The organism is Methanococcoides methylutens (genome assembly GCF_000765475.1).
Classification (GTDB): Archaea; Halobacteriota; Methanosarcinia; order Methanosarcinales; family Methanosarcinaceae; genus Methanococcoides; species Methanococcoides methylutens.
On sequence record NZ_JRHO01000014.1, the window covers coordinates 719090 to 740884 of the forward strand.

A 21795-nucleotide genomic window follows, 5' to 3' on the forward strand; every position below is an offset into this window, starting at 1 on the left:
TGCGCACTTCGCTAATTGCTTACTGGTCCTGCAGAATTATCACTTCTATGCCGGGAGCCCTTTCGTTCACAAGCTCCTTAAACCTTTGTGGGTCGGACTCCGTGCCTTCCACATGACCATAATGCATGGGTATAGCGACCTTCGGACCTATAAGTGCAGCAGCTTCTGCAGCTTCCTCTTCACCCATAGTATAAATTGTACTGATAGGAAGAAGGACAACATCTGCATTCACGTCCTTCATTTCAGGAATGAGATCCGTATCACCTGCATGGTATATCCTCACGCCATCAAGTTCGACAATATAACCCACACCATTCCCACGAGGGTGATTGGGCTTGTCCAGGTTATATGCAGGTACCACTTCGATGTTGACACCTTTTATTGCAAGATCACCGGTCAGAAGATCGCCTTCAATGATCCGTCTTGCATCACCCTTGAACTGTAAACTCATTTTTTCAGGAATGATAGTTGTAGTCGTGCTTCCACGCACCCTCCTTATGGATTCCGGATCACAATGGTCAAAATGTTCATGTGTCAACAATATAATATCTGCATCGCCTTCATATCCAGGGCCATCAGGCAACATATACGGATCGATGTATACGATCCTACCCTGACCTTTCAATACAAATCCGGCATGACCGAGCCATTCTATAACGACATTATCAACCTGCGTACTTCTCATCCTATATACTCCTTAGATAATCGCATCATTACAATTTCATCTTATACCAGAATGTGAGAACAACACGATCCATCTTAAAACTGCCGAATTCTTTTATAGTACTCGTATATCAGATAATAATACCGTGTAATTTTTTCAACTACCATTCGATAATCTTTATATAGAAGTGGGTGTTGTATATACAATAAGAGCAATGTGAAAATATATTTGAAAGTGTGTTTGAAAAATATAGGCATGCTCTAAAAAAAGGAAGTGACAAAAATGAAGATCAGAGTTGTAAGTTCAAAAGAAGAGATCCAGTCCTTGAGTGAAAACGAAGAGATTGTACACCTTGCATTCAGACCATCAAACACAGACATATTCTCATTAGTTGTAAAATGCCCTAGTGTAAAAGCACTTCACATACCAAGCTCATACAAGAAAACAATATCCAAATCCGCCAAGATGTATCTTGAGATGCAGGGCATCAACCTTCTTGAAGGTGACGTATGGGGCCACAGAAAAGACATCAATGAGTACTCTGAAGTATCACAGAGCGTCTACGACCGCATAAAAGATTACAGGGCAGAAGGTCTTTCCGAAGAAGAGATCAATGAGAAAATGGTCAGGGAAACAAGACTCAGCCCGGATTTCATAGAGTTCCTGATGAAGCAGTAATACTGCAACTTAAAAAACGGAAAAAGCTAAAAAACGACAGAGGACTGTCCAACAACGGACGGTCTTTTCTACTATTTTTAAATCGATTCACTCACCAACGATCTGAACGACCAATTTGCGTGACCGTGCCTTGTTATCCAGATCTATGAATATTATCTGTTGCCAGGTCCCAAGAAGTAACCTGCCATCTATTAACGGGAAAGATTCACTTTGCCCCAGAAAAGATGCACGCACATGTGAATGACCGTTGCCATCATGCCATCGCTCGTTGTGCTTATATTCGATATTCTGCGGTGCTATACGTTCAAGTGCCTGCTGCAGGTCATGAATAAGGCCGGGTTCATACTCGAGAGTCGTAACTGCCACAGTAGAACCTGCCGCAAAAACAGTAACTGTCCCATTACCAATTCCAGATCCACCCACTGACCTGATGACATCGTCAGTTATGTCGATTATCTCGGAATTACCTTTTGTACTATATTCCAGATACCTTGTAAGAACCGGCATAATATTGATCTGCTTAGTCAATACGTGTTATTTTGATACCAGCAAAAGAAACAGCCAGTACGAACAACATTAAAGCTGCTGTAAAACCATATCCTTGAGGCTCTATTCCAGCAAGATGCACGAATATAAGCATTACAATAAACATGAGCACTGAGCCTATGCCCAGAACGATCTCCATTGTTTTCTTGTTCATCACACCCTACATTACATCATTAATACATCAATGTAACGCCGCCTTAAGCGAACAACATTTTAAAAGATGCCAATATTATCTAAACAAAAAGACAGGATAAGGTTATGATATGACAGAATTCGAAAGGGAACTTGTGCAGTCGTTCAATGCTTTTTTTGAAAAGAATAACGTAAGGGGAATAGCGCATCGTCTCAAACAGCACCGATTCACACCGCAGTTCCTGGATGTCCTGGTAGACTCCCTGAACCCGGACTATTATATGGGCATAGAATGCAAGAGCATATCGGTAGAAAAAGGTGCCAATGCACTTTATTTTACCCAACATTTTACAGTAGACAAGAAAGGTTCACACCAGATAGACCGCATATCCGACTTCCTGAGAAGATCCGGACGTAACGGATTTCTGGCGGTCGAACTGAGAATGGGAGCCGGATGTGCAAGGAAAGCACATATTATCCCATGGGATGACCTTTACAGCAGGTTCCATGATGAGTCATCGCTCAAATACACGGTTGAAGAGATACAAACATACCCACCGATCGAGCGCAAGAGCGGGCATTATCTTATAGAACCAGTAAAATGGAGAGCAGGAAAAAGGATCATTGAGTAATAGATCGTACTGGAGCATATAAATGATTGAAAAAATTCAACAGATCAGGTCAAAAGCTTTGAAGTGTTCAGCTGAAATACAGAGGTATGATTCTGTATATGTAGTATCACATATAGATGCTGACGGCCTTACATCAGCAGGGATCATTGGCAAAGCTCTTGAAAGGGCAGGCATTGATCATTCCATCCATTTTGTCAAGCAACTGGACGAAGTTGAAATTGAGGCCATAGCCAACCAGAATCCGGAACTTGCGATCTTCACGGACCTTGGCAGCGGTATGATAGAGTCGCTCAACTCACACGGCATCAATTCGGTAATATCAGACCATCACCAGCCACGGGGAGAACTGGAACATCACCTAAACCCCCACCTTTTCGGGTTCAACGGATCATATGAGCTCAGCGGCTCCGGAATGACCTACATGCTTGCAAATGCCCTTGGGGACAACAGGGACCTTGCCGACCTTGCCATAGTCGGAGCCATAGGGGACCTACAGCATTTGAAACGAGGACATCTTACAGGAATTAACCGCTACATCCTTGAAGAAGGCGCAAAGGAAGGCAGCCTGAGTTACGAGAAGGACATAATGCTCTTTGGAAAACAGACACGCCCTGTCTTCAAACTACTCCAGTTCGCATCCGACCCATACCTTCCAGGACTTACCGGAAATGAAGATGCATGCATTGGATTTTTGCATGACCTTGGAATACGCTTCAGCGGGGATGAACGCTGGAGAAGATGGATCGACCTTGAGCAAAATGACAAGCAGAAAGTGGTATCCGCCCTTGTGCAATACTGCCTTCGTTCAGGCTTGCCACCATACAAGATCGAGAGGCTCATAGGAGAGGTCTACCTGCTCATGAAAGAAAAGGAAGGCACAGAAATGAGAGATGCATCAGAATATTCCACTTTGCTCAACGCCACAGCACGCTACGGACATGCGGACATTGGCCTGGCGGTCTGCATGGGCGACCGCGGCAAAGCTTATGAATCCGCCCGCCAGCTGCTGAGCGAGCACCGGCAGAACCTTGTGAACGGACTGATGTTCGTCAAGGAGAACGGCATCACAGAACTCAACAACCTCCAGTATTTCGATGCAGGATCCAATATCATGGAGACCATAGTTGGCATCATTGCAGGCATGAGCACATCCATCGCAGGAAACCGCTCCCTCCCCATAATAGCCTTTGCAGATTCGAAGGACGGTGTAAAGGTCTCAGCCCGCGGAACGCAGGACCTGATAAGGAAAGGACTCAACCTCTCTGAAGCCATGGCGGTGACAACAGCAGAGATCGGAGGCGCAGGAGGAGGTCACGATATCGCAGCAGGCGCCACCATACCATTCAATGTAAAAGAAGAATTCCTGCAAAAGCTCGATTCCGTCATTGGTGAGCAATTGCGCAAAAAGTGATCAGACAAAATCATCGACGTGTTTCATCTCATCTATGTCTATCAAAGTTGACATCGCGTTTGTGCGAACCTCAAAGCCCTGCTCCTTTGCCATTGCCATGGGGTTGGTCCCGCCAATGACAACAACGCCGAGATGATCCCGCTCCACCGGCACATCAAGCACCCGGGAGTTTGGCTCCCCAACTTCCATTATTCCGCTGATACCTGCATCCAGCAGATCAGAGAGAATATGATCGATATCGTCCCTTGCTACCAGTGGCGCTTCACGAAGATTAGCGAGGATCTTGCCAGAGCCTGTTCTTAACATCTGGGATACGGAAGTGACATCCTGCGACATCAGGACCTCAAGAGGATCGATGGTTGTGCTCACATAGGTCACAACATCGGTGAACCTCACCGGATGCCCGTTCTTGATCTGCACGACCCCTCCAAGTTTAGGGTTGATCATAACACCACCTTTCAAGAGCACACCATCAATGGTGATACTGCAAACTGTGGCAATGCCCACATCACCCTCGGATATCCGGAAATCACCAATACTTTCCCCAGCTTTGATTATCTTGAGGAAAGGACTGACCGACAATCCGCTCCTGATAGCCAGCGCGTAAACATCGAGAATAGATTCAAGATCTTCTTCCTTAATGAGAGACAGATTGATAATAACATCACCTGCCATTGCAACCGGGTCGAATGTGGTCCTGAACATAAGGTCTTCAATACGAGATGAAGTGAACTGGACACTATGTGGTTTGTTGATCATAGAGACACCTTGTCATTTCCATAAAGTAAGGAAATTACCTTATTATAGTTTTGTGTGCCCACATACATATAAGAGATATAGAAAGAGAACCTCAAATTGTGAGGATGCTCTCAAATACCCCCACAAAATCCTGCGGCTGTTTCAGGAAACGTAATTTATCAGTGTCGTTTATAAGTTCATACATATCCCTGCCACATGTAAGACCAAATTCCGGAATGTCTACAGGAGTAATATATCTTAGCTCAGGAAGGTCCTCATAGCGAGGATTCTTGACAAAACCTTTATCCAGCAAATAATATGCCCCACCTTCCATATCCCTAAATGGTACATAACTGGAAGCAAAGTCACAACATACCCAGTTAGCCATCTTCAGAGGTTCATCGGATGCATTGATGGTCACGTGACCATACTCCGGAGGAATGAGTGCAATATCCCCTGCTTTTGCCTTTATTACCACAACATCGATAATATCATCGACCTCATGCTTCTGCAAAAGGTAGGTTGCCTCACCCTCAAGCACCTGGTACACCTCAGGATAGGATATATCCTCACCCGGAACGTTCGGATGATAGTGACCTGCGGTCTTTACAAATTCACGCCCCATCATTCCCGGAGGAATTACCGTGATGTCATAACGCAGGTGTTGCTTGTTGATAGTTTTAAGTTCTGCCTCGGACTTGGAAAGATGCCTGAACATATAATAGAGTTCGAAGTCATCAACTGAATCGAACCATTCTCTGTCGCAGACGACCTCTTTCATATCATGAAGCATTCTGATATCAGGATGCCTTTCAACTCCCCCAAATTCAATATTATAAACCATATTTAGTACCCTCCTCTAAAACAGACCGGACCCCTCCGGTCAATCGATCATGATAATAATCGAAATGCCTGCTTAAAATGAGCTTACTCCCTATTAAATTTAACTCATCTAATTAATAAAAAGTGGACATTATTGGCATTACCCCCTCGATATAGGAAAAACAACAAGCTTAAAAGTACATGAGAGACTATACAATGGCACATGGAGAGGGATATCAGAATACTGCATACTGCTGACACACATATCGGATACCGGCAGTACCATAGTGAAGTACGCAGGCAGGATTTTATTGATGCTTTTTCCAGGGCCATTGATGATGCCATTGAGATGAAGATGGATGCTGTTGTCCATGCAGGCGACCTTTTTGATTCAAGGAACCCTACACTTGAGGATATCCTTGACACGATCAATATACTCTCAAAACTAAAACCATACAATATCCCGTTCCTATCCATAGTGGGAAACCACGAAAGCAAGCAGCATACCCAATGGCTGGACCTGTTCGAAAGCATGGAGATCGCTATTCGACTTGGGACCGAACCATACAGGATAGAGAATATTGCCATCTATGGAATCGACAATGTCCCGAGATCGAAGATACCGCTTTTTGATTATTCGAAGTTCACAGATGAGAACTGTGGAGAATTCAACATTGTAGTAATGCACCAGCTGATGTCCCCATTTCCCTTTGGAGAGTGGGATTGCGAGGAGGTCATCAACGGCCTTCCTTTTGACGTACATGCCATCCTGCTGGGAGATTATCACAAGAATGAAAAGACCAAGGTCGATCAGACGTGGGTGACCTATTGTGGCAGCACAGAACGTAACAGTGCTTCCGAAAGCGATGCCCGCACGTATAACATTATTACGATAAATGATAACGGCATCGAGATCGGTAGACGTAACATCCTCACCCGCGAGTTCCTGTTCATTCCGGTTGAGCTGCGGGACAGGGATAGTGCCTATGAGCTGATCATCAATACCGTCAAAGAATATGATGTTGCTGAAAAGGTTGTCTTTGTAGACATTTCAGGAAACCCGGAAGTAGCTATATCCTACAATGAGATAGAGGAATTCCTTGCGAACCAGAATGTCCTTGTAACCCGTATAAGAGACCTGAGGCGAGGAGAAGAGATCCAGGAAGATAAAACAGTAGAGGTTTCCTTTTCAGATCCTGATGAAGCAGTCAAAAAAGAGATCAGGAAAATGACACTTACCAGCGGTGGCATCATGATAGACGAAATAGTAAGGGATCCGGGCGTTCCGAAGACAAAGGTCGACCTTGAAGCTGAAACACGAATAGGCAACCTCCTTTCAAGTATTGATTTTATGCAGCCGGGAACCTACATGATCCCAAAGGATACAAAAAGCGACGAGGGTACGGAAATCGTAACAGTTGCTGATGAGACTGACATACAGGAAGCAACGGATATTCAGAAGGTTGCAGAAACTCCCGGAGAATATAGCGTCCACAATGTGGCCGAAAAAGATGCTGCCCCAGGGGAGATCGTGGATAAGGCTGAAACTGAGCCACCAGAAACAGATGATGAAACACCCAAACGACCTGACATAACCTCTGATATGACCGAAACATCTGAGACCAATGGTTCAAAGGAAAAGGAAGTTGAAGCCCCGAAACCAAAGCAATACAATCTGGGGGACTACCTGTGAAACTAAAAAGGGTACGTGTTGAGAACATTAGAAGCTACAAAGACCTTGACATAAGCTTTGAGGATGGCGTTACCGTAGTATCCGGTGTGAACGGGAGCGGTAAATCAAGCCTGCTGGAAGCATGTTTTACAGGACTTTTCGGTAGCCGCACCCTTTCAAAGGAATTCGTGCTTTCCGACCTTATCCGCAAGGGTGCAACAAAGGCATCAATTCTTGTTGATTTCGATAATAAAGGGCATGAGTACAACATTGAGCAGGGGTACAAGGTAAATCCTAAAACCGGAAGTGCATCCAACAACAGGTCGATATTCAAGATCGACGGGGGTATCATGGTCGACCAGGCCAGCCAGACCTATGAAGCTGTAAAAGCACTTCTGAAAATGGATGAAGAAGCCTACAAGAACTGCGTGTACATCCGCCAGGGAGAGATCGATGTCCTGATAAACGCAAAGACAAAGGACCGGCAGCGGATGATCGATGACCTGCTCCAGATAGGGAAACTGGAAGAATATAGGGAGCGTGCAGGTAGTGCGAGGAAAGGTGTGGGGAGGCACCAAAGAGAAACAGACGCTCGCATCAAGGACAACGTTGCAGATATTGAAAATCTTGAAAGCTCCAACCCATACCAGGTGCTCAATACAGTTAAAACTGAGATGAATGAGACCGGAGCGAAAATTACTGATCTTGAGGCTAAGAAAGAGCGTGCCAGGGGAATTGTGGAATCTATTGAGGAGAAGATAAGCAAATACACAGAAACCCAGGAGCAAAAGAAAGCGATCGATCTTGAGATAAAAGGCTTCAAATCAAAGATAACGACAACATACAGTGAAATTGAGAGATCCAGGAACCTTGTTGGTTCCGGCAGGCAGGAAGTCCAACACCTTAAAAGTGCAACTGCCGACCTTTCCAAACAGATAAATGTTCCAGAAGATGCTGATATTGAAAATTATAGCGCATCCATAGAGAAAGAGGAAGTCAGTGCCCGGGATGCTGTCAGCAGCATTGTCAAAAAGAAGGAACTGGCACAAAGCAGTGAGCGATCGCAGAATGAATTCCTGCTTAACCTGAATGAACAGGTAAAGACGACTTCCATTGCCATACAGAATAAGGAAGACAAGATCAAAACCATCCAGGAAGATATTGAAAGGCTTTCTGCAGAAAGCAGGAAACTGGATGATGAGAACACTAAAAGATCAAAGGAAGCCTCTGAACTTGGATTCTCTGCTGATAAACTTGAAAATATAGAGGATATTGCTGAACTTCTTAGCATGAAGCAAAAACAGCTTCACGGAAAGGAAAGGGAAAGGTCTGCCACCCTTGCAGAGCTTGAGAAAAGGGTGAAGAAAGCCAAGGAGCTACTGGATAAGGGGCTGTGTCCCACCTGTGGACAGGACCTTAAAGGCTCAAAGATATGCGAAGAAACAGCAGTGGATGAAGAACAAAAGGCCGGGATGTTGGCCAAGCTCCAGAGCATACGTTCCGAACAGGCAGATGTGGAAACAAAAGTGGAACGTGTCAGGAAAGCAAAGGAAATTGCAAAAAGCATCGCAGAGAACGATCACCTGACCCAGATAAAGAAGAAAGACATCGCTGCCAATGAGAAGCTGATCGAAGAGAACCACAGGACCATCAGGGAAGAGAGGAAGAAGGAAAGTGGTCTTAAAGAACAGATCACGGAGGTCACGATATCGATCAGGAAGATCAGGGAAGAGATTATTTCCCTGGGAAAAGATGAAGCTGCTGCGAGGGATTCTCACAAAGTTGTAAAAGAGAAGCTCGATGTTGCAAGAAAGATACGAACTAACCAGCTTGAGATCGGGAAAGTCCAGACCAGTATGCAGCGATTGCAGGATGGGATCAATAACGGACTGGAAAAGGTAGGACTGTTCGAAGATCAGATAAAGGATAGGAAGCAGCGTCTTGGCCAGCTGGAAAAGGTACTTGGCGATGTCAATATAGATAAGCTCCAGACCGAAAAGATGCAGTACGATAGTGCATACAAGGGTATAGTTTCCGAACTGGAAAGATCAAACCTGAGGATAAAGGAGCTTCACAAGGAAGTAGGACGCGTCGAAGGAGAGATCAAAAGGCTTAATGAACTTCAGCAAAAGCACAAGTTGCTTACGAACAAGAAGGAGTTCCTGGCGGCCGTTTACAATGACGCGGAAGAACTTGAGACCATGTACATACGCCTGCGTGCTGAAATGCGTGCAAAGAATATTGATGCGCTTGACAGGTTACTCAATGAGATATTCTCTTTCATGTACACCAATAATGCATATTCGCACATCAAGCTTGACCAGGAGTATAATCTAACCATCTATGAAAAAGATGGCACTGCTCTTGAACCTAAATTGTTGAGCGGAGGCGAGAGAGCGATATTCAACCTTGTGCTAAGGTGTGCCATCTATCGTTTATTGTCACATTCGCCCGGAACTACAGGCAGTTCAGAGCTCCCACCGCTGATACTGGACGAGCCCACTGTGTTCCTTGACCGCGGGCACGTCCACCAGTTGATAAAGCTCATTGACATGATGCGGGACATCGGTGTTGGACAGATCCTGATAGTATCACACGATGAATCACTGATCGATTCTGCAGATCATGTGTTCGTAGTTGAGAAAGACCCCATCACAAATAGTTCTTCCATTTCCGCAAAATGAACATCTGAAGGGAAATTGTGACCATAAGATATATTATAGTTTTTACCATTATTACTGGACAGGATAATGGTTTGGTATTAAAAGGGATCAAAAGGTTTGTGAGGTATTGAATGAGCTCCGAAAACAGGGACTTTGTTATAGAAAGGCTTGAGCGAAAACTGACTGAAAAGGAAGAAGAGATAGAGACGATCAGCACCAAACTTCGTGATTCTATCATGAAAGAACTTCGCGAGAACCTGAAGAATGACCTCGATATAAACAACCGTCTTGTCATGATCGAGCAGAAGGTTCAGGAGCTTTCAAGCAATTTAAGTGGTGTTATGGATGAGTTGCTCGACCAGAAATCACAGATCAGGTCAATGAGCACAACCACTCGAAAAGAAAACACTGAACCATTTAAAGTGACAGCAACACAAAATCCTTTCAACCCCCCTGCACCAAAACCTGTTGAGGTTTCGGGGAAAAAAGGTCAGCTTGCAGATTCCCTGTTCGGTCAGAAAAAAACCACACCAACCACAATTCCCGAAAGGAACATAACTGAACCACCAGTACCAAAGATGACAGCCCCTGAATCAAAAACATCTTCAGGATCACAGTGGAGCAAACTGGTAAACCCGAACGAGGTCAACATGGAGATCAGGGAAATAAGGACCGAGGAACCTGTACAGGAGCAAATAAGGGATATACCATCCGAATATATTGTAGCGGATGGGATCGATGCGCCCCGGGACAGGAATTATTCAAGACCTCCGAAAGATGAATGTGAATATATCGTTGCGGAGGAAGGCAAACCTTCCCGAACTCGCTCAGAAACAGAGTATGAGACCGTAGAAGACCGTGATGATGAAGATACTGTCGTCACAACGACCCGCAAGAAATAATTTTAACTCGACGACAGAGGAATCACGTGTACATCAAAGAAATTGAATTTACAAACTTCAAATCTTTTGGGAAAAAAATAAAAATACCATTCTTTGATGATTTTACCACCATATCCGGACCAAACGGAAGTGGAAAATCCAATATCATCGACGGGATACTTTTTGTGCTCGGGCTTTCCAGCTCACGTACCCTGAGGGCTGAAAAACTGACAGACCTTATTTACAATGGTGATAAGGCAAAAAAGCCTGATTTCGCACAGGTCACGATAAAGTTCGATAATGCCGATCGCGAGATGCCTGTGGACGAGGAAGAGATCACCATCAGCAGGAAGATCAGGGAAACAGAGAACGGATATTATAGTTATTTCTATTTCAACGGGAAGGCGGTCAGCCTTACAGACATCCACAACCACCTTGCAAAAGCACGTGTGACCCCTGAAGGATATAATGTGGTCATGCAGGGTGATGTTACCCGTATCATCACCATGACAGCAGGTGAGCGCCGCAAGATCATAGATGAGATCGCAGGCGTTGCGGAATTCGACAACAAAAGAGACAGGGCTCTGAACGAACTGGAGATCGTAAGGGAGCGTGTCGAAAGGGCTGACATATTAATAGAAGAGGTTGAGAAGCAGCTGGAGAAGCTCAAGGTCGAGCGTGACCAGGCTGTGAAGTACCAGAGCCTCAAACAGGAAAAAATGAAGTTCGAAGGCTTCGTACTTCTTGCAAAGCTCAAGGATGCAAGGGTGGAACTTGAGAACGTGAACCTGGACATAGATGCAAAAAAGGAAGTCCAGGAAAAATTGCAGCAAGCCCTTGAACAGAAGCAGGAGAAACTGGAAGAGCTTGAGAAAGAACTTCAGGAGCTTACCTCCGAGATCCAGAGGATGGGAGAGGACGAGCAGATCCAGGTCAAGAAGGACATCGAGGAGATAAAAGGAGAGGTCTCAAGATGTGTCAACAGCATAGAACTTGCAGATAATGAGATCGAAGACATTGATTCCAGGCGTAAGAAAGCGTTCCTTGATATCGAGCAAACGAAGAACAGGGTCAATGAGATAGATTCAAAGCTGTCTGAGGAAACACTCCGTAAGGACAGTATCTTTTCAGAGATATCCGAAAGAAAGACCGAGAGGATGATCCTGCAAAGCAGGATAGCGGATGTGGATGAGAAGTTCGCCCAGACCAGGGATGAACTTACAACATTCAAGAATGAACTGGAAAATTTCAGGAACGACAAGAGCGAGCTGATGCGACAGGAAGATCGCCTGCTTGACTCCCTGAGAAGAAGGTCAGCAGAAGTAAGGGATATCGAAAACGAGATCGAAGATGCAAAGGTTAAAGCACAATCTTCAGACAGCGATACAAAATCTGCGCAATATGAGATAGAGAAAAATACCGAGCAGATAAATTCCCTGACAAAGGACCTTGATGACCTTGAAAGCAATCGTTTCCAGATAAAGACCGTAGTAACAGACCTTGAAGCTACGCTCAGAAAACAGCAGCAAGATTACGCAATGCTGGAAGCACGTGTCCGTGCAGCAGAGGATACAAGCAATTATTCCAAAGCTGTGGACATGATAATCGCCGAGAAGAAACACCACGGACTTCCCGGAATCTACGGTACCATCGCCGAACTTGGAAGCGTGGACCAGAAATATTCCACAGCCCTTGGTGTTGCAGCAGGTGGACGTATGCAGGCGATCGTTGTGGAAACTGACCAGGACGCATCACGTGGCATACAGTTTTTGAAACAGCAGCGCGGAGGACGTGCAACCTTCCTGCCACTTAACAAGATGGAGGCAAGGCGGCCTTACAAGGACCTTTCCGACCGCCAGGGCGTCATCGGCTATGCCATTGACCTGATCGACTTTGACCCAAGGTTCGAGGCTGCATACTGGTACGTATTCAGGGACACACTTATTGTCGACACACTTGAAAATGCACGCCGTCTCATCGGCGGTCTTCGCATGGTCACACTCGAAGGAGAGGTCATTGAAAAGAGCGGTGCAATGACCGGCGGGTCCATGCAAAGGAAGTCAGGACTCTCATTTGCAGCATCTGAAAAGGACAAGCTCATAAAGATCGCTGAAAAACTTACCGAATTTGAGTCAAGACGCAATACTGCGATCAAGAAGCTGGACAGCGTTGAGAGCCATATTGCAGATATTAACCGTGAGATCCATGAGCTGGAGAAGGAGATCTCAAAGAAGGAAATGATCTTTGAGGAGATCGGCAGCAGGGCAGAGCGTCTCAGCCAGCTGATCGAAGCCAAGAACAGCGAACTTTCAGAGATAGAAGAACAGCGATCAAAGCTCCGCGAGGAAATGGAACTGGTCGTTGCCCAAAAGAATGAGAAGGATGAAAGATCCGGGGAACTGGAAGAGAAGATCGCTGTTATTGAGGAAAAGCTTTCCGAATCAGAGATACCTGAACTTAACAAACAGGCTGAACGCATCGATGAAGAGATGCGCAGGCTGGACGGGCGTATCCGTGACATTGAAGCTGACATCAATGCACTGAACCTTGACCGCGAGTATGCATCATCCAGGATAGAAGACAGTCGCCAGCTTGTCAAGGAAATGGATGAAAAGAGATCCACACACCGTGAACGTGTGGACGGCTATAAAGCGAAGATAACCGAGCTGGAAGCCACCCTTAAGAGCAAGCAGCAGCGTGAACAGGAACTTACGGAAGAACTTAAGGAGATGCAACAGAAGCGCGCCATTAAGCAAACCGAGTATAACGCTGCCGAAAAGGACCTTCTTGCCACCAGATCAAGACTGGACGATGCTGACAAGGCCATGATGGCACTGGAAGCCACACTGAGCGCCCTTGTTGACCAGACAAAGGACCTGAAGGAAGAACTGGACAGGCGCGGCATCGAAGAGGTCGAAGATGTACCAAATTACGAGACCGTCAGCACAAGGATAGCATCCATAGAAAAGGCTATGGAAAGGCTTGAACCTGTGAACATGAGGGCAATTGATGAGTATGACGAGGTTGATGCAAGGGTTGTGGACCTTAAGACCAGAAGAGCCATCCTCTTCAATGAAAGGGAACAGATCCTCGACCGTATCGACCAGTACGAGACCCTGAAGAAAGATGCGTTCATGGAAACATACAACGGCATCAATGAACCTTTCAAAGAGATATTCAACGAGCTTTCCGATGGTAGCGGAGAACTCGTACTTGATGATTACGAAGATCCTTTCAATGGAGGACTGACACTTCGGGCACAGCCAAAAGAGAAAACGCTCCAGCGACTGGAAGCGATGTCAGGTGGAGAGAAAAGTCTTACGGCCCTGGCTTTCGTGTTCGCTATCCAGCAATACCGCCCGGCTCCTTTCTATGCATTTGACGAGATCGACATGTTCCTTGACGGTGCAAATGCGGACAGGGTCGCCCAGCGTGTGAAGAAGGCCGGAACAAAAGCACAGTTCATTGTAGTATCCCTGCGTAAACCGATGATCGAAGCGGCTGAACGTACCATCGGAGTCACCATGCAGGAGAACAATATCACAAGCATTACGGGTGTGAAATTACGTTGAACGATCTTTCTGAAAATATCCAGGAAAGCGAAGGCAATATCCAGAAAATAACTGGCACCTCCGACAGCTCTGTTGACCCGGAATTTTTGGAAAAACTACGAAGCCTCGGTGTTGATGAATCCCTTATAGAGTTTTCAGATGATGTACTCTGCGAACCCGTGGAGATCTTCGTAAATCTTGCCAAGAACGGTGACATCAACCCCTGGGATATCGATATCGTCCAGGCTACAGACAAGTTCCTTGCATACATTGAAGATATGAAGCTCATGGACCTGAGGATATCGGGCAGAACACTTTTGTATGCAGCCATACTCCTCAGGATGAAATCAACAGGTATCGTTCAGGAAGAAGAGGAGGAAGAGGAAGATTTCCTGGACGACGACATGGATTTCTATGAAATTGAAGAATACCCGGTCCCAAAACTACCCATCCGCCGTACTGCGACACGCCCTGTAACCCTTCAGGAGCTTATTACGGAACTTAAAAAAGCAGAGAAGGTCGAGACCAGAAGAAAGGACAGAAGAATACGCCATCGTATCGAGGTAATGGACAGGGCGACCACAGATGATGTCCTTGGTATCGCGCATGAGGAAGATATCAGGGGCAGGGTGGACACGCTTTATGAGTATCTCGAAGAGCTGTTCAGGGATCGAGAAGAAGTTCTTTTCTCGGACCTTATCGATAATTCCAACAGCCGCTCCGAAAAGATGATGACATACATTTCACTTCTGTTCCTTGCAGCTGAAAAGAGGGTATGGTTATCACAGGAAGAACTTTTTGGCGAGCTATATGTCCATCAGGGTTGCGCCATCGAATGATTTTGAAGAGGAAAATATGAACGACAAGGAGATCATAGAAGCCGTACTTTTTGCGGCAGGGGGAGCTGTTGACACCCAGACGCTCGCGAAGGTCGTTAATAAGTCAGCAAAGAACATCACACCCGTTATCCAGACCCTTATGGAAGAGTATTCAGCAAGGGACTCCGGCATGGAGATCGTCGACCTTGGAGGACGTTATGTGATGCAGGTCAAACCGAAGTATACCGACCTTGTAAGCCCGGTAGCTCCAAAAGAATTGAGAGCCCCGATCCTTCGTACACTTTCCATGATAGCTTACCACCAGCCTGTGGTCCAATCAGAACTTGTGGACATGAGAGGCAATTCAACATACGACCACATACGTGAGCTTAAAGAAAGAGGATTTATCGAAGCAGTGCCTCACGGAAGGACAAAACTGCTCCAGACAACACCGCTTTTCGCAGATTACTTCGGACTTAGTTCCAACGATCCGGAATCCATAAAGAAAAGGATCGTTGACCTTTCCCGGCAGCAGAGCGGGAAAGAAGGGCTTGACAGGTGGCTTGGAAGGAAGTTCGTGGGCATCACCCCCATGTACAGGTCACTTGCGGATCTTTGCGGGATCAAGGATTACAGGATCATCAATGCCTATAACCCCACAGAAGAAGAGCTTGAGAGCCTTGCCGACGTGTTTAAGCTGGTAGTCTCCAGAGGCTATGAGGAAAAGGTCAGTAAATTTTACGACGGAGAGATAATCGAGGTCAGGTCCACTACCTTTGGCGACATAATCGATTCCATAAACGCACTTGAGAGCGTTGCAGATCCTGAAAAATCAAAGGAGAACATCGAACTGATAACAGATCTGCGTGACAGGTATGTGTCAAAGGCGCTGGTCATCAGCAAGAAGGTGAAACCTGCAACAGACATGATCGCACGTATCGTCAGCGACCTGAGGCTTGGAGTTTCTGCCGAAGGTTGTGTCATAGCGCCCGATTATGGTACCTCCAGTGAGGGAGTGAACATCTCCGAGGGAGCCGATATCCTTGTTCCGACACACTCAAAGGTGGAAGGGGACATTGTGGACAGGGTCTGCAGGAAATATGATGCCATCATAGATGGCCTGAAAGATCTTGAAAAATAACAAAATTAACACCTTTTTAAAGGTCTTTTAAATAGATATATAAATAAAAGGGTATAAGCTTATATACTGTATTGGCAAATATACCCACCCTTAAATACTGAGGATCAAAGAATATGACGGAATATAATATCAAGATAGAGAACGTGGTTGCGTCAACCAAACTTGCTGAAGAATTCGACCTTGTAAAGATAGAAGCAGAATTCGAAGGCGCAGAATACAACAAACAGAAGTTCCCGGGACTTGTGTATCGCGTTACCGATCCAAAAGCCGCATTCCTTGTATTCACATCCGGAAAAGTAGTATGTACAGGTGCAAAGAACGTTGCGGATGTACACACCGTTATTGGAAACATGGCAAAGAAACTCAATGGTATCGGAATCGAGACCCTTGCTGACCCGGAAATAACCGTACAGAACATCGTTGCTTCAGCTGACCTTAAAGCAGTGCTCAACCTTAATGCAATTGCTATCGGACTCGGTCTTGAGAACATCGAATACGAGCCGGAACAGTTCCCGGGTCTTGTTTACAGGATCGATGAACCAAAGGTTGTCGTACTGATCTTCAGTTCCGGAAAACTTGTGGTCACAGGTGGAAAATCCCCTGAGAACTGCGAGGAAGGAGTCGAGGTCGTAAGACAGCAGCTTGACAATATGGGACTTTTGTAAATGGATATTCAGATCCCTCTGGACAAGAACGATGTGTGCATCCTCATTCCCGCGCTGAATGAGGAAGCAACTATAAAGCAGCTCATCGAGGATTTCCAGGCAGAAGGATTTGAGAATATCCTTGTCATCGATGGACACAGCCATGATCGCACCCGCGAACTTGCTGAAGAGAGCGGTGCAAGGGTAGTGGTCCAGGAAGGAAAAGGCAAGGGCCAGGCAGTTCAGGAAGCTTTCCAGCTTATCGAGGACCCCTACACCGTCATGATAGACGGTGATGGAACCTACCTTGCAAGTGACATATATACAGTATTGGGACCGCTTCTTGAAGGAAAGGCTGACCAGACTATCGGCAACAGGTTTGCAAATTATGAGCCGGAAGCATTTACAAAATTGAACCTGACAGGCAATAAAGTGCTTAACAAGCTTTTTGGCCTGGCATATGGTGTCTGGCTGGAAGACATCCTTACAGGATACCGCGGTTTCACACGGAAAGTGATCAAGGGTCTTAGCCTCAACGAGATGGGATTCGAGATCGAGACAGAGATCACGGTCGAGAGTGTTAAGAACGAGATGAAGGTAGAGGTCGTGCCTATCACATACGTATCGAGACATTCAGCAGCAGCCACCAAACTCAACCCATTCAGGGACGGGATCAAGATCGGAAAGACCATCATCAGGATGGCAAGATTGCACAACCCGATGTTCTATTTTGGGATCTTCGGCACGATACTGACGCTGGCTGGTGTCGGCACGGGACTTTATGTGGTAAATGAGTGGTTAAGCGGAGTTACCCGCATACCAATGACAATACTGACCGCCCTATTGATACTTACAGGTATACAGATGTTCGTTTTTGGAATGCTGAGCGACCTCATAGTGTCACTACACAGGGAAAATATGCGAATGTTGCGTAAGAACAACGAGCGTTGATCCTTTTCCCGAACCATCTTTTTTTATGACCTTGTTGCTCAGTGCCGAGCATCTTTTATTGGGACATTACATCGAAAATATACAACACAAGTAAACTTTACTTGATTATATCTAAAACTAGATGGATTTGTTTCGCAAAGTGCTAACTAAGATACACCCACCAATTGACATCATGCAACAAGATAAAACATCAGCAGATGTTGATTGTTAAATAGATTAACTTCAAATTTATGTCGTATACATATTAATAAGTAGAAATTGCCTGAGGACACATGCAATTTTACTTTACATACTCTAAAGTTGATTTTTCGAAAATACTTATATAAAATACCTCCTTTTTTATACCAACTGAATAACGAGGTTATAATCATGACAATAGTAGAAGATGCCCAAGCTGGCCAAATTACAGAGCCAATGAAAGTTGTCGCTGAATTCGAAGGTTTAGAGCCTGAGTTCATCAGACGTGGAATCGCTGCAGGTAGGATCGTAATCCCAACCTCACCATATAGGGATGTCAAGTACTGTGGTATCGGTGAAGGCCTTACAACAAAGGTCAATGCATCAATCGGTGCATCCTCAGATATCGTCGACCTTGACATGGAAGTTGAAAAAGCAAAGGCTGCAGAAGCTGCTGGTGCAGACACACTTATGGAGCTTGGAACCGGCGGAGACTTCCTTGGAATCAGGAAAGCTGTCTGTGACGCAACATCACTTTCCGTTGGATCAGTTCCTTTATACCAGGCATTTATCACAGCTGCAAAGAGAGACGGTTCTATCATTCACATGACAGAAGATGACCTCTGGCATGCAACTGAAGAACAGGCAAAGCTTGGTACAAACTTCATGGCTATCCACACAGGTATCAACAACATTGTTCTCGACAGGCTCAAAGCACACGGTCGTTACGGTGGTATCTGCTCCCGTGGCGGTGCTTTCATGACCACATGGATGCTCCACAACGAGAAGGAAAACCCACTTTACGCTGACTTCGACTACCTTTGTGAGATCCTCAAGGAGCACGAAGTTGTCCTCTCCACAGGTAACGGAATGCGCGCAGGTGCTATCCACGATGCTACCGACAGGGCACAGATCCAGGAGCTTATCATCAACTCTGAGTGCGCACAGAAAGCACACGACAAATATGGTCTTCAGGTAATTGTAGAAGGTCCAGGTCACGTACCACTCGATGAAGTAGAGATGAATGTCAAACTCATGAAGTCAATGAGCGGACACAAGCCATTCTACATGCTCGGTCCACTTGTAACAGATGTCTCCCCAGGAAGAGACCACATCGTAACTGCAATCGGTGCAGCAACATCCGCATCACACGGCTGTGACTTCCTCTGCTACGTAACCCCTGCAGAGCACCTTGCACTTCCAAACAAAGAGGATGTTATCGAAGGTGTAAAGACATCAAAGATCGCAGCTCACGTCGGTGACATGGTCAAACTCGGAAAGAGGGATCAGGACCTTGCAATGGGCAGGGCACGCAGAGACCTTGACTGGAATAAGATGTTCGATCTTGCACTCGACCCAGAACTCGCAAGAAAGATCAGAACCGAGAGAGCTTCAGCAGATGAAGATGCATGCACAATGTGCGGTGACTTCTGTGCTGTGAAGATCGTCAACCAGAACTACAATCTTGCAAAGTAATGCCATTGGCATTACTTTTATCTTCTTTTTAAAAGACCACCATGGTGGTCATTATATTTTCTTTACAGCCTAACTATTTTTGTATCATATTATATTAAAGCAAAAAGCCATAGCTATGCTTGAGAACTGTAATTTAAATAGCAGATGAAGACTGTAATTTAAATAGCAGGATAAAATAAGCGAATCACCATTCCATGTCAGAATGGTGCTAAACATCGAACTAGCAGAACTTCCCCCCAAAGAAAAATAATATCAGTAAGGGGTTTTAGTTACGTATGAAAGGTCGATCTTTGAAACGTTGGCTTTCTGAACAAGGAGAATAGACTTCCCATAGTCAGGGTTCTCATAATCGAAGATCAACCATGTGATCTCGTCTTCTAATACTTCACGGCAATCCGTGATGTTATCATACCATATGATAGATGATGATGCACCGTCAAGCAAGTAGAGATAACCTGACAGCTCGTGTCCCTCAGGCACATTTTTTATCATTTCAAGAATGGAATTAATCATCTTAGTAACACCCATTTAAACAACCCCTGAACGTATAAAATGATTTTGGTGAAAACAACGATGAATACGACATCAGCCTTAACTTTTTATAAAAATTACCCAGATAACGATATAATATAAAAATTTCTTCGGACAGAAACACCGAACACTCCGACCGTGTGGCTTATGATATAAATTTATCGATAGAACTGTAGAAAAGAACAAAATGCCAACCGACAGCAAAAAAACCATAAAATGAGAAGTTGAACCATTATTTTCATATTTCGCTATTTCTTACCTAACAGAAACCCTTAAATCCAGATTTGCCATAAATCCCGGTGGGAGACACATTAATGAAAAAAGCAATTATTGATACAAACAAAGGTCAGATCGTTTTGGAACTATTCGAAAAGGATGCACCAAAGACAGTTGCAAACTTTGAGAAACTCATCAAGCAGGGATTTTACAATGGCCTTACCTTCCACAGGGTAATACCAAACTTTGTCATTCAGGGAGGATGTCCAAAAGGAAACGGTTCAGGTGGACCTGGATACACCATTAAATGCGAGATAAATCCAAAGAAGCATACAAAGGGTGCCCTTTCCATGGCACATGCCGGAAAGAATACCGGCGGAAGCCAGTTCTTCATCACACATTCCCCACAGCCACACCTTGATGGAGTGCACACTGTTTTCGGAAAGGTCATTGAAGGTATGGATGTGGTCAACAAGATCAAAGAAGACGATGTAATGACAAAATTAAGAGTGGAAGAGGAGTAAACTCCTGTTCTATTCCCATCTTTAAAAGAACAGAGAGGAAATGAAAGCAATAAGAGGGCGGTCCAACCCATGCAGGACATACCCGGCCATGAGGAAACCAGCTCTCTTGTTGATCATTACCCTCGTATTACTATTATAATTATATCTGCGGTGTAACATGGATAAAAACACGTTCAATCGGGTCAGAGTAGCAGGACTTGTCATCAATGAGATCGAGGACCTTGCACCAAAAATGTACCCATATGTCGAATTTGTAAAGAACGAAGATGAAAGTGAAGGCAAATATAGTATAACCCCACTCTCAGGAGAAGGGGCGGAAATGCACGAAATGATGCTGGACAAATACCGGAAATGGTATGCTTGCGTCCTGGAATTGCTAGAGCAGTATTATCCTGAAAAAGCAGATGATTTCACAAAAGCATATGAAAGCGCCATCCCTTACGTCACTTTTGAATGCAAACCAAAAGTTCCAAACAGCTTTAAAATGCAATTCGAGTTCATCAAGCACCTGACAGCCCAGAAAACAATACTATCCCACCTGTTCTCAAAGATGTCCACCATGGAGATCACTGAAAGCGAACCAGACACCATCGAGAGTGACGAAGTTTGTGAAACAGAAGAAAAGATCCCACGGGAAATGACGGCTTTACTTTTCAAACAGGCTATCAAACCGGTCCTTGATGAAGAGATCAAGAAATTCACGGACAAGCTGTCCCAGGAGAAGGCCGCACTCGATAAAGTTGGAGAACTTTCCGAAGACATAATCACCTCTGATGCTGCAGACATCGAGCAGATAAAAACCAAATGTACCAATCTTCAGCAGACCTGCCAGAAAGATGACCTTTGTAAAGAGAATATAAAGCAACTGGCACCAATATTCGACATAATAAGCAGACTGTGAGTTCTGCTTATTATACTTCTTTTTAT

General features: G+C 45.1%; 20 protein-coding genes. 14 read left to right on the plus strand and 6 right to left on the minus strand.

Going from position 1 to position 21795, the window contains the following annotated elements:
• Positions 1-19: 19 nt before the first annotated feature.
• Positions 20-685, minus strand: a complete 666-nt coding sequence (locus LI82_RS10760) for an MBL fold metallo-hydrolase (RefSeq protein ID WP_048195663.1) — start codon at positions 683-685, stop codon at positions 20-22.
• A 261-nt stretch (positions 686-946) separates the two neighbouring features.
• On the opposite strand from LI82_RS10760, the gene LI82_RS10765 reads away from it, so the two are divergent.
• On the plus strand, positions 947-1342 hold the full coding sequence (locus LI82_RS10765) for a DUF1699 family protein (protein ID WP_048195665.1): 396 nt from the start codon (positions 947-949) through the stop codon (positions 1340-1342).
• Between the two features lie 87 nt (positions 1343-1429).
• On the opposite strand, the gene LI82_RS10770 is transcribed toward LI82_RS10765, so the two are convergent.
• Together LI82_RS10770 and LI82_RS10775 are read right to left on the minus strand one after the other, a co-directional pair.
• Positions 1430-1849: a secondary thiamine-phosphate synthase enzyme YjbQ gene (locus tag LI82_RS10770; protein WP_048195667.1), complete on the minus strand. Its 420-nt coding sequence runs from the start codon at positions 1847-1849 to the stop codon at positions 1430-1432.
• A gap of 13 nt (positions 1850-1862) precedes the next feature.
• Entirely contained in the window at positions 1863-2042 is a 180-nt protein-coding gene (locus LI82_RS10775; RefSeq protein WP_048195670.1) for a hypothetical protein, read from the minus strand.
• Positions 2043-2151: 109 nt separating this feature from the next.
• Here LI82_RS10775 and LI82_RS10780 point away from each other — a divergent pair, with 109 nt between their 5' ends.
• Complete coding sequence (locus LI82_RS10780; protein ID WP_048195672.1) at positions 2152-2652, plus strand: hypothetical protein; 501 nt, start codon at positions 2152-2154, stop codon at positions 2650-2652.
• Between the two features lie 22 nt (positions 2653-2674).
• Positions 2675-4063 carry a DHHA1 domain-containing protein gene (locus tag LI82_RS10785; RefSeq protein ID WP_048195675.1) on the plus strand — a complete coding sequence of 463 codons (1389 nt, stop codon included), beginning with the start codon at positions 2675-2677 and terminating at the stop codon, positions 4061-4063.
• On the opposite strand, the gene LI82_RS10790 is transcribed toward LI82_RS10785, so the two are convergent.
• Together LI82_RS10790 and LI82_RS10795 are read right to left on the minus strand one after the other, a co-directional pair.
• A complete protein-coding gene (locus tag LI82_RS10790) occupies positions 4064-4822 on the minus strand; it encodes a DUF128 domain-containing protein (protein WP_048195677.1) in 759 nt (252 codons plus the stop codon). It lies immediately after the preceding gene.
• 91 nt (positions 4823-4913) lie between these two features.
• Entirely contained in the window at positions 4914-5645 is a 732-nt protein-coding gene (locus LI82_RS10795) for a glucose-6-phosphate isomerase family protein (RefSeq protein ID WP_048195680.1), read from the minus strand.
• Positions 5646-5846: 201 nt separating this feature from the next.
• Here LI82_RS10795 and LI82_RS10800 point away from each other — a divergent pair, with 201 nt between their 5' ends.
• The 9 genes from LI82_RS10800 (at position 5847) to thiC (ending at position 19597) form a co-directional block, all read left to right on the plus strand.
• Positions 5847-7316, plus strand: coding sequence for a metallophosphoesterase family protein (locus LI82_RS10800; protein WP_048195682.1), 1470 nt, complete (start codon positions 5847-5849; stop codon positions 7314-7316).
• Complete coding sequence (locus LI82_RS10805; RefSeq protein ID WP_048195684.1) at positions 7313-9979, plus strand: AAA family ATPase; 2667 nt, start codon at positions 7313-7315, stop codon at positions 9977-9979. Before LI82_RS10800 ends, LI82_RS10805 begins: the two co-directional genes overlap by 4 nt.
• Positions 9980-10089: 110 nt before the next feature.
• Positions 10090-10860, plus strand: coding sequence for a hypothetical protein (locus tag LI82_RS10810; RefSeq protein ID WP_048195685.1), 771 nt, complete (start codon positions 10090-10092; stop codon positions 10858-10860).
• 26 nt (positions 10861-10886) lie between these two features.
• Positions 10887-14411, plus strand: coding sequence for a chromosome segregation protein SMC (smc, locus tag LI82_RS10815; RefSeq protein WP_048195686.1), 3525 nt, complete (start codon positions 10887-10889; stop codon positions 14409-14411).
• Complete coding sequence (locus LI82_RS10820; RefSeq protein ID WP_236622734.1) at positions 14408-15229, plus strand: segregation and condensation protein A; 822 nt, start codon at positions 14408-14410, stop codon at positions 15227-15229. The genes smc and LI82_RS10820 overlap by 4 nt, the downstream gene beginning before the upstream one ends.
• Before the next feature lie 16 nt (positions 15230-15245).
• Positions 15246-16349, plus strand: a complete 1104-nt coding sequence (gene scpB / locus LI82_RS10825; RefSeq protein ID WP_048196282.1) for an SMC-Scp complex subunit ScpB — start codon at positions 15246-15248, stop codon at positions 16347-16349.
• A gap of 113 nt (positions 16350-16462) precedes the next feature.
• A complete protein-coding gene (locus tag LI82_RS10830; RefSeq protein ID WP_048195687.1) occupies positions 16463-17014 on the plus strand; it encodes a TATA-box-binding protein in 552 nt (183 codons plus the stop codon).
• Positions 17015-17944: an S-layer glycoprotein N-glycosyltransferase AglJ gene (gene aglJ / locus LI82_RS10835; protein ID WP_048195688.1), complete on the plus strand. Its 930-nt coding sequence runs from the start codon at positions 17015-17017 to the stop codon at positions 17942-17944.
• Positions 17945-18313: 369 nt separating this feature from the next.
• A complete protein-coding gene (gene thiC, locus LI82_RS10840; protein WP_048195690.1) occupies positions 18314-19597 on the plus strand; it encodes a phosphomethylpyrimidine synthase ThiC in 1284 nt (427 codons plus the stop codon).
• A 252-nt stretch (positions 19598-19849) separates the two neighbouring features.
• Here thiC and LI82_RS10845 read toward each other — a convergent pair whose 3' ends face one another.
• Positions 19850-20125 carry a hypothetical protein gene (locus LI82_RS10845; protein WP_048195692.1) on the minus strand — a complete coding sequence of 92 codons (276 nt, stop codon included), beginning with the start codon at positions 20123-20125 and terminating at the stop codon, positions 19850-19852.
• Positions 20126-20442: 317 nt separating this feature from the next.
• On the opposite strand from LI82_RS10845, the gene LI82_RS10850 reads away from it, so the two are divergent.
• Positions 20443-20868, plus strand: coding sequence for a peptidylprolyl isomerase (locus LI82_RS10850; RefSeq protein ID WP_048195694.1), 426 nt, complete (start codon positions 20443-20445; stop codon positions 20866-20868).
• A 157-nt stretch (positions 20869-21025) separates the two neighbouring features.
• Entirely contained in the window at positions 21026-21769 is a 744-nt protein-coding gene (locus LI82_RS10855) for a hypothetical protein (protein ID WP_048195696.1), read from the plus strand.
• The last annotated feature ends 26 nt before the right edge of the window (positions 21770-21795 follow it).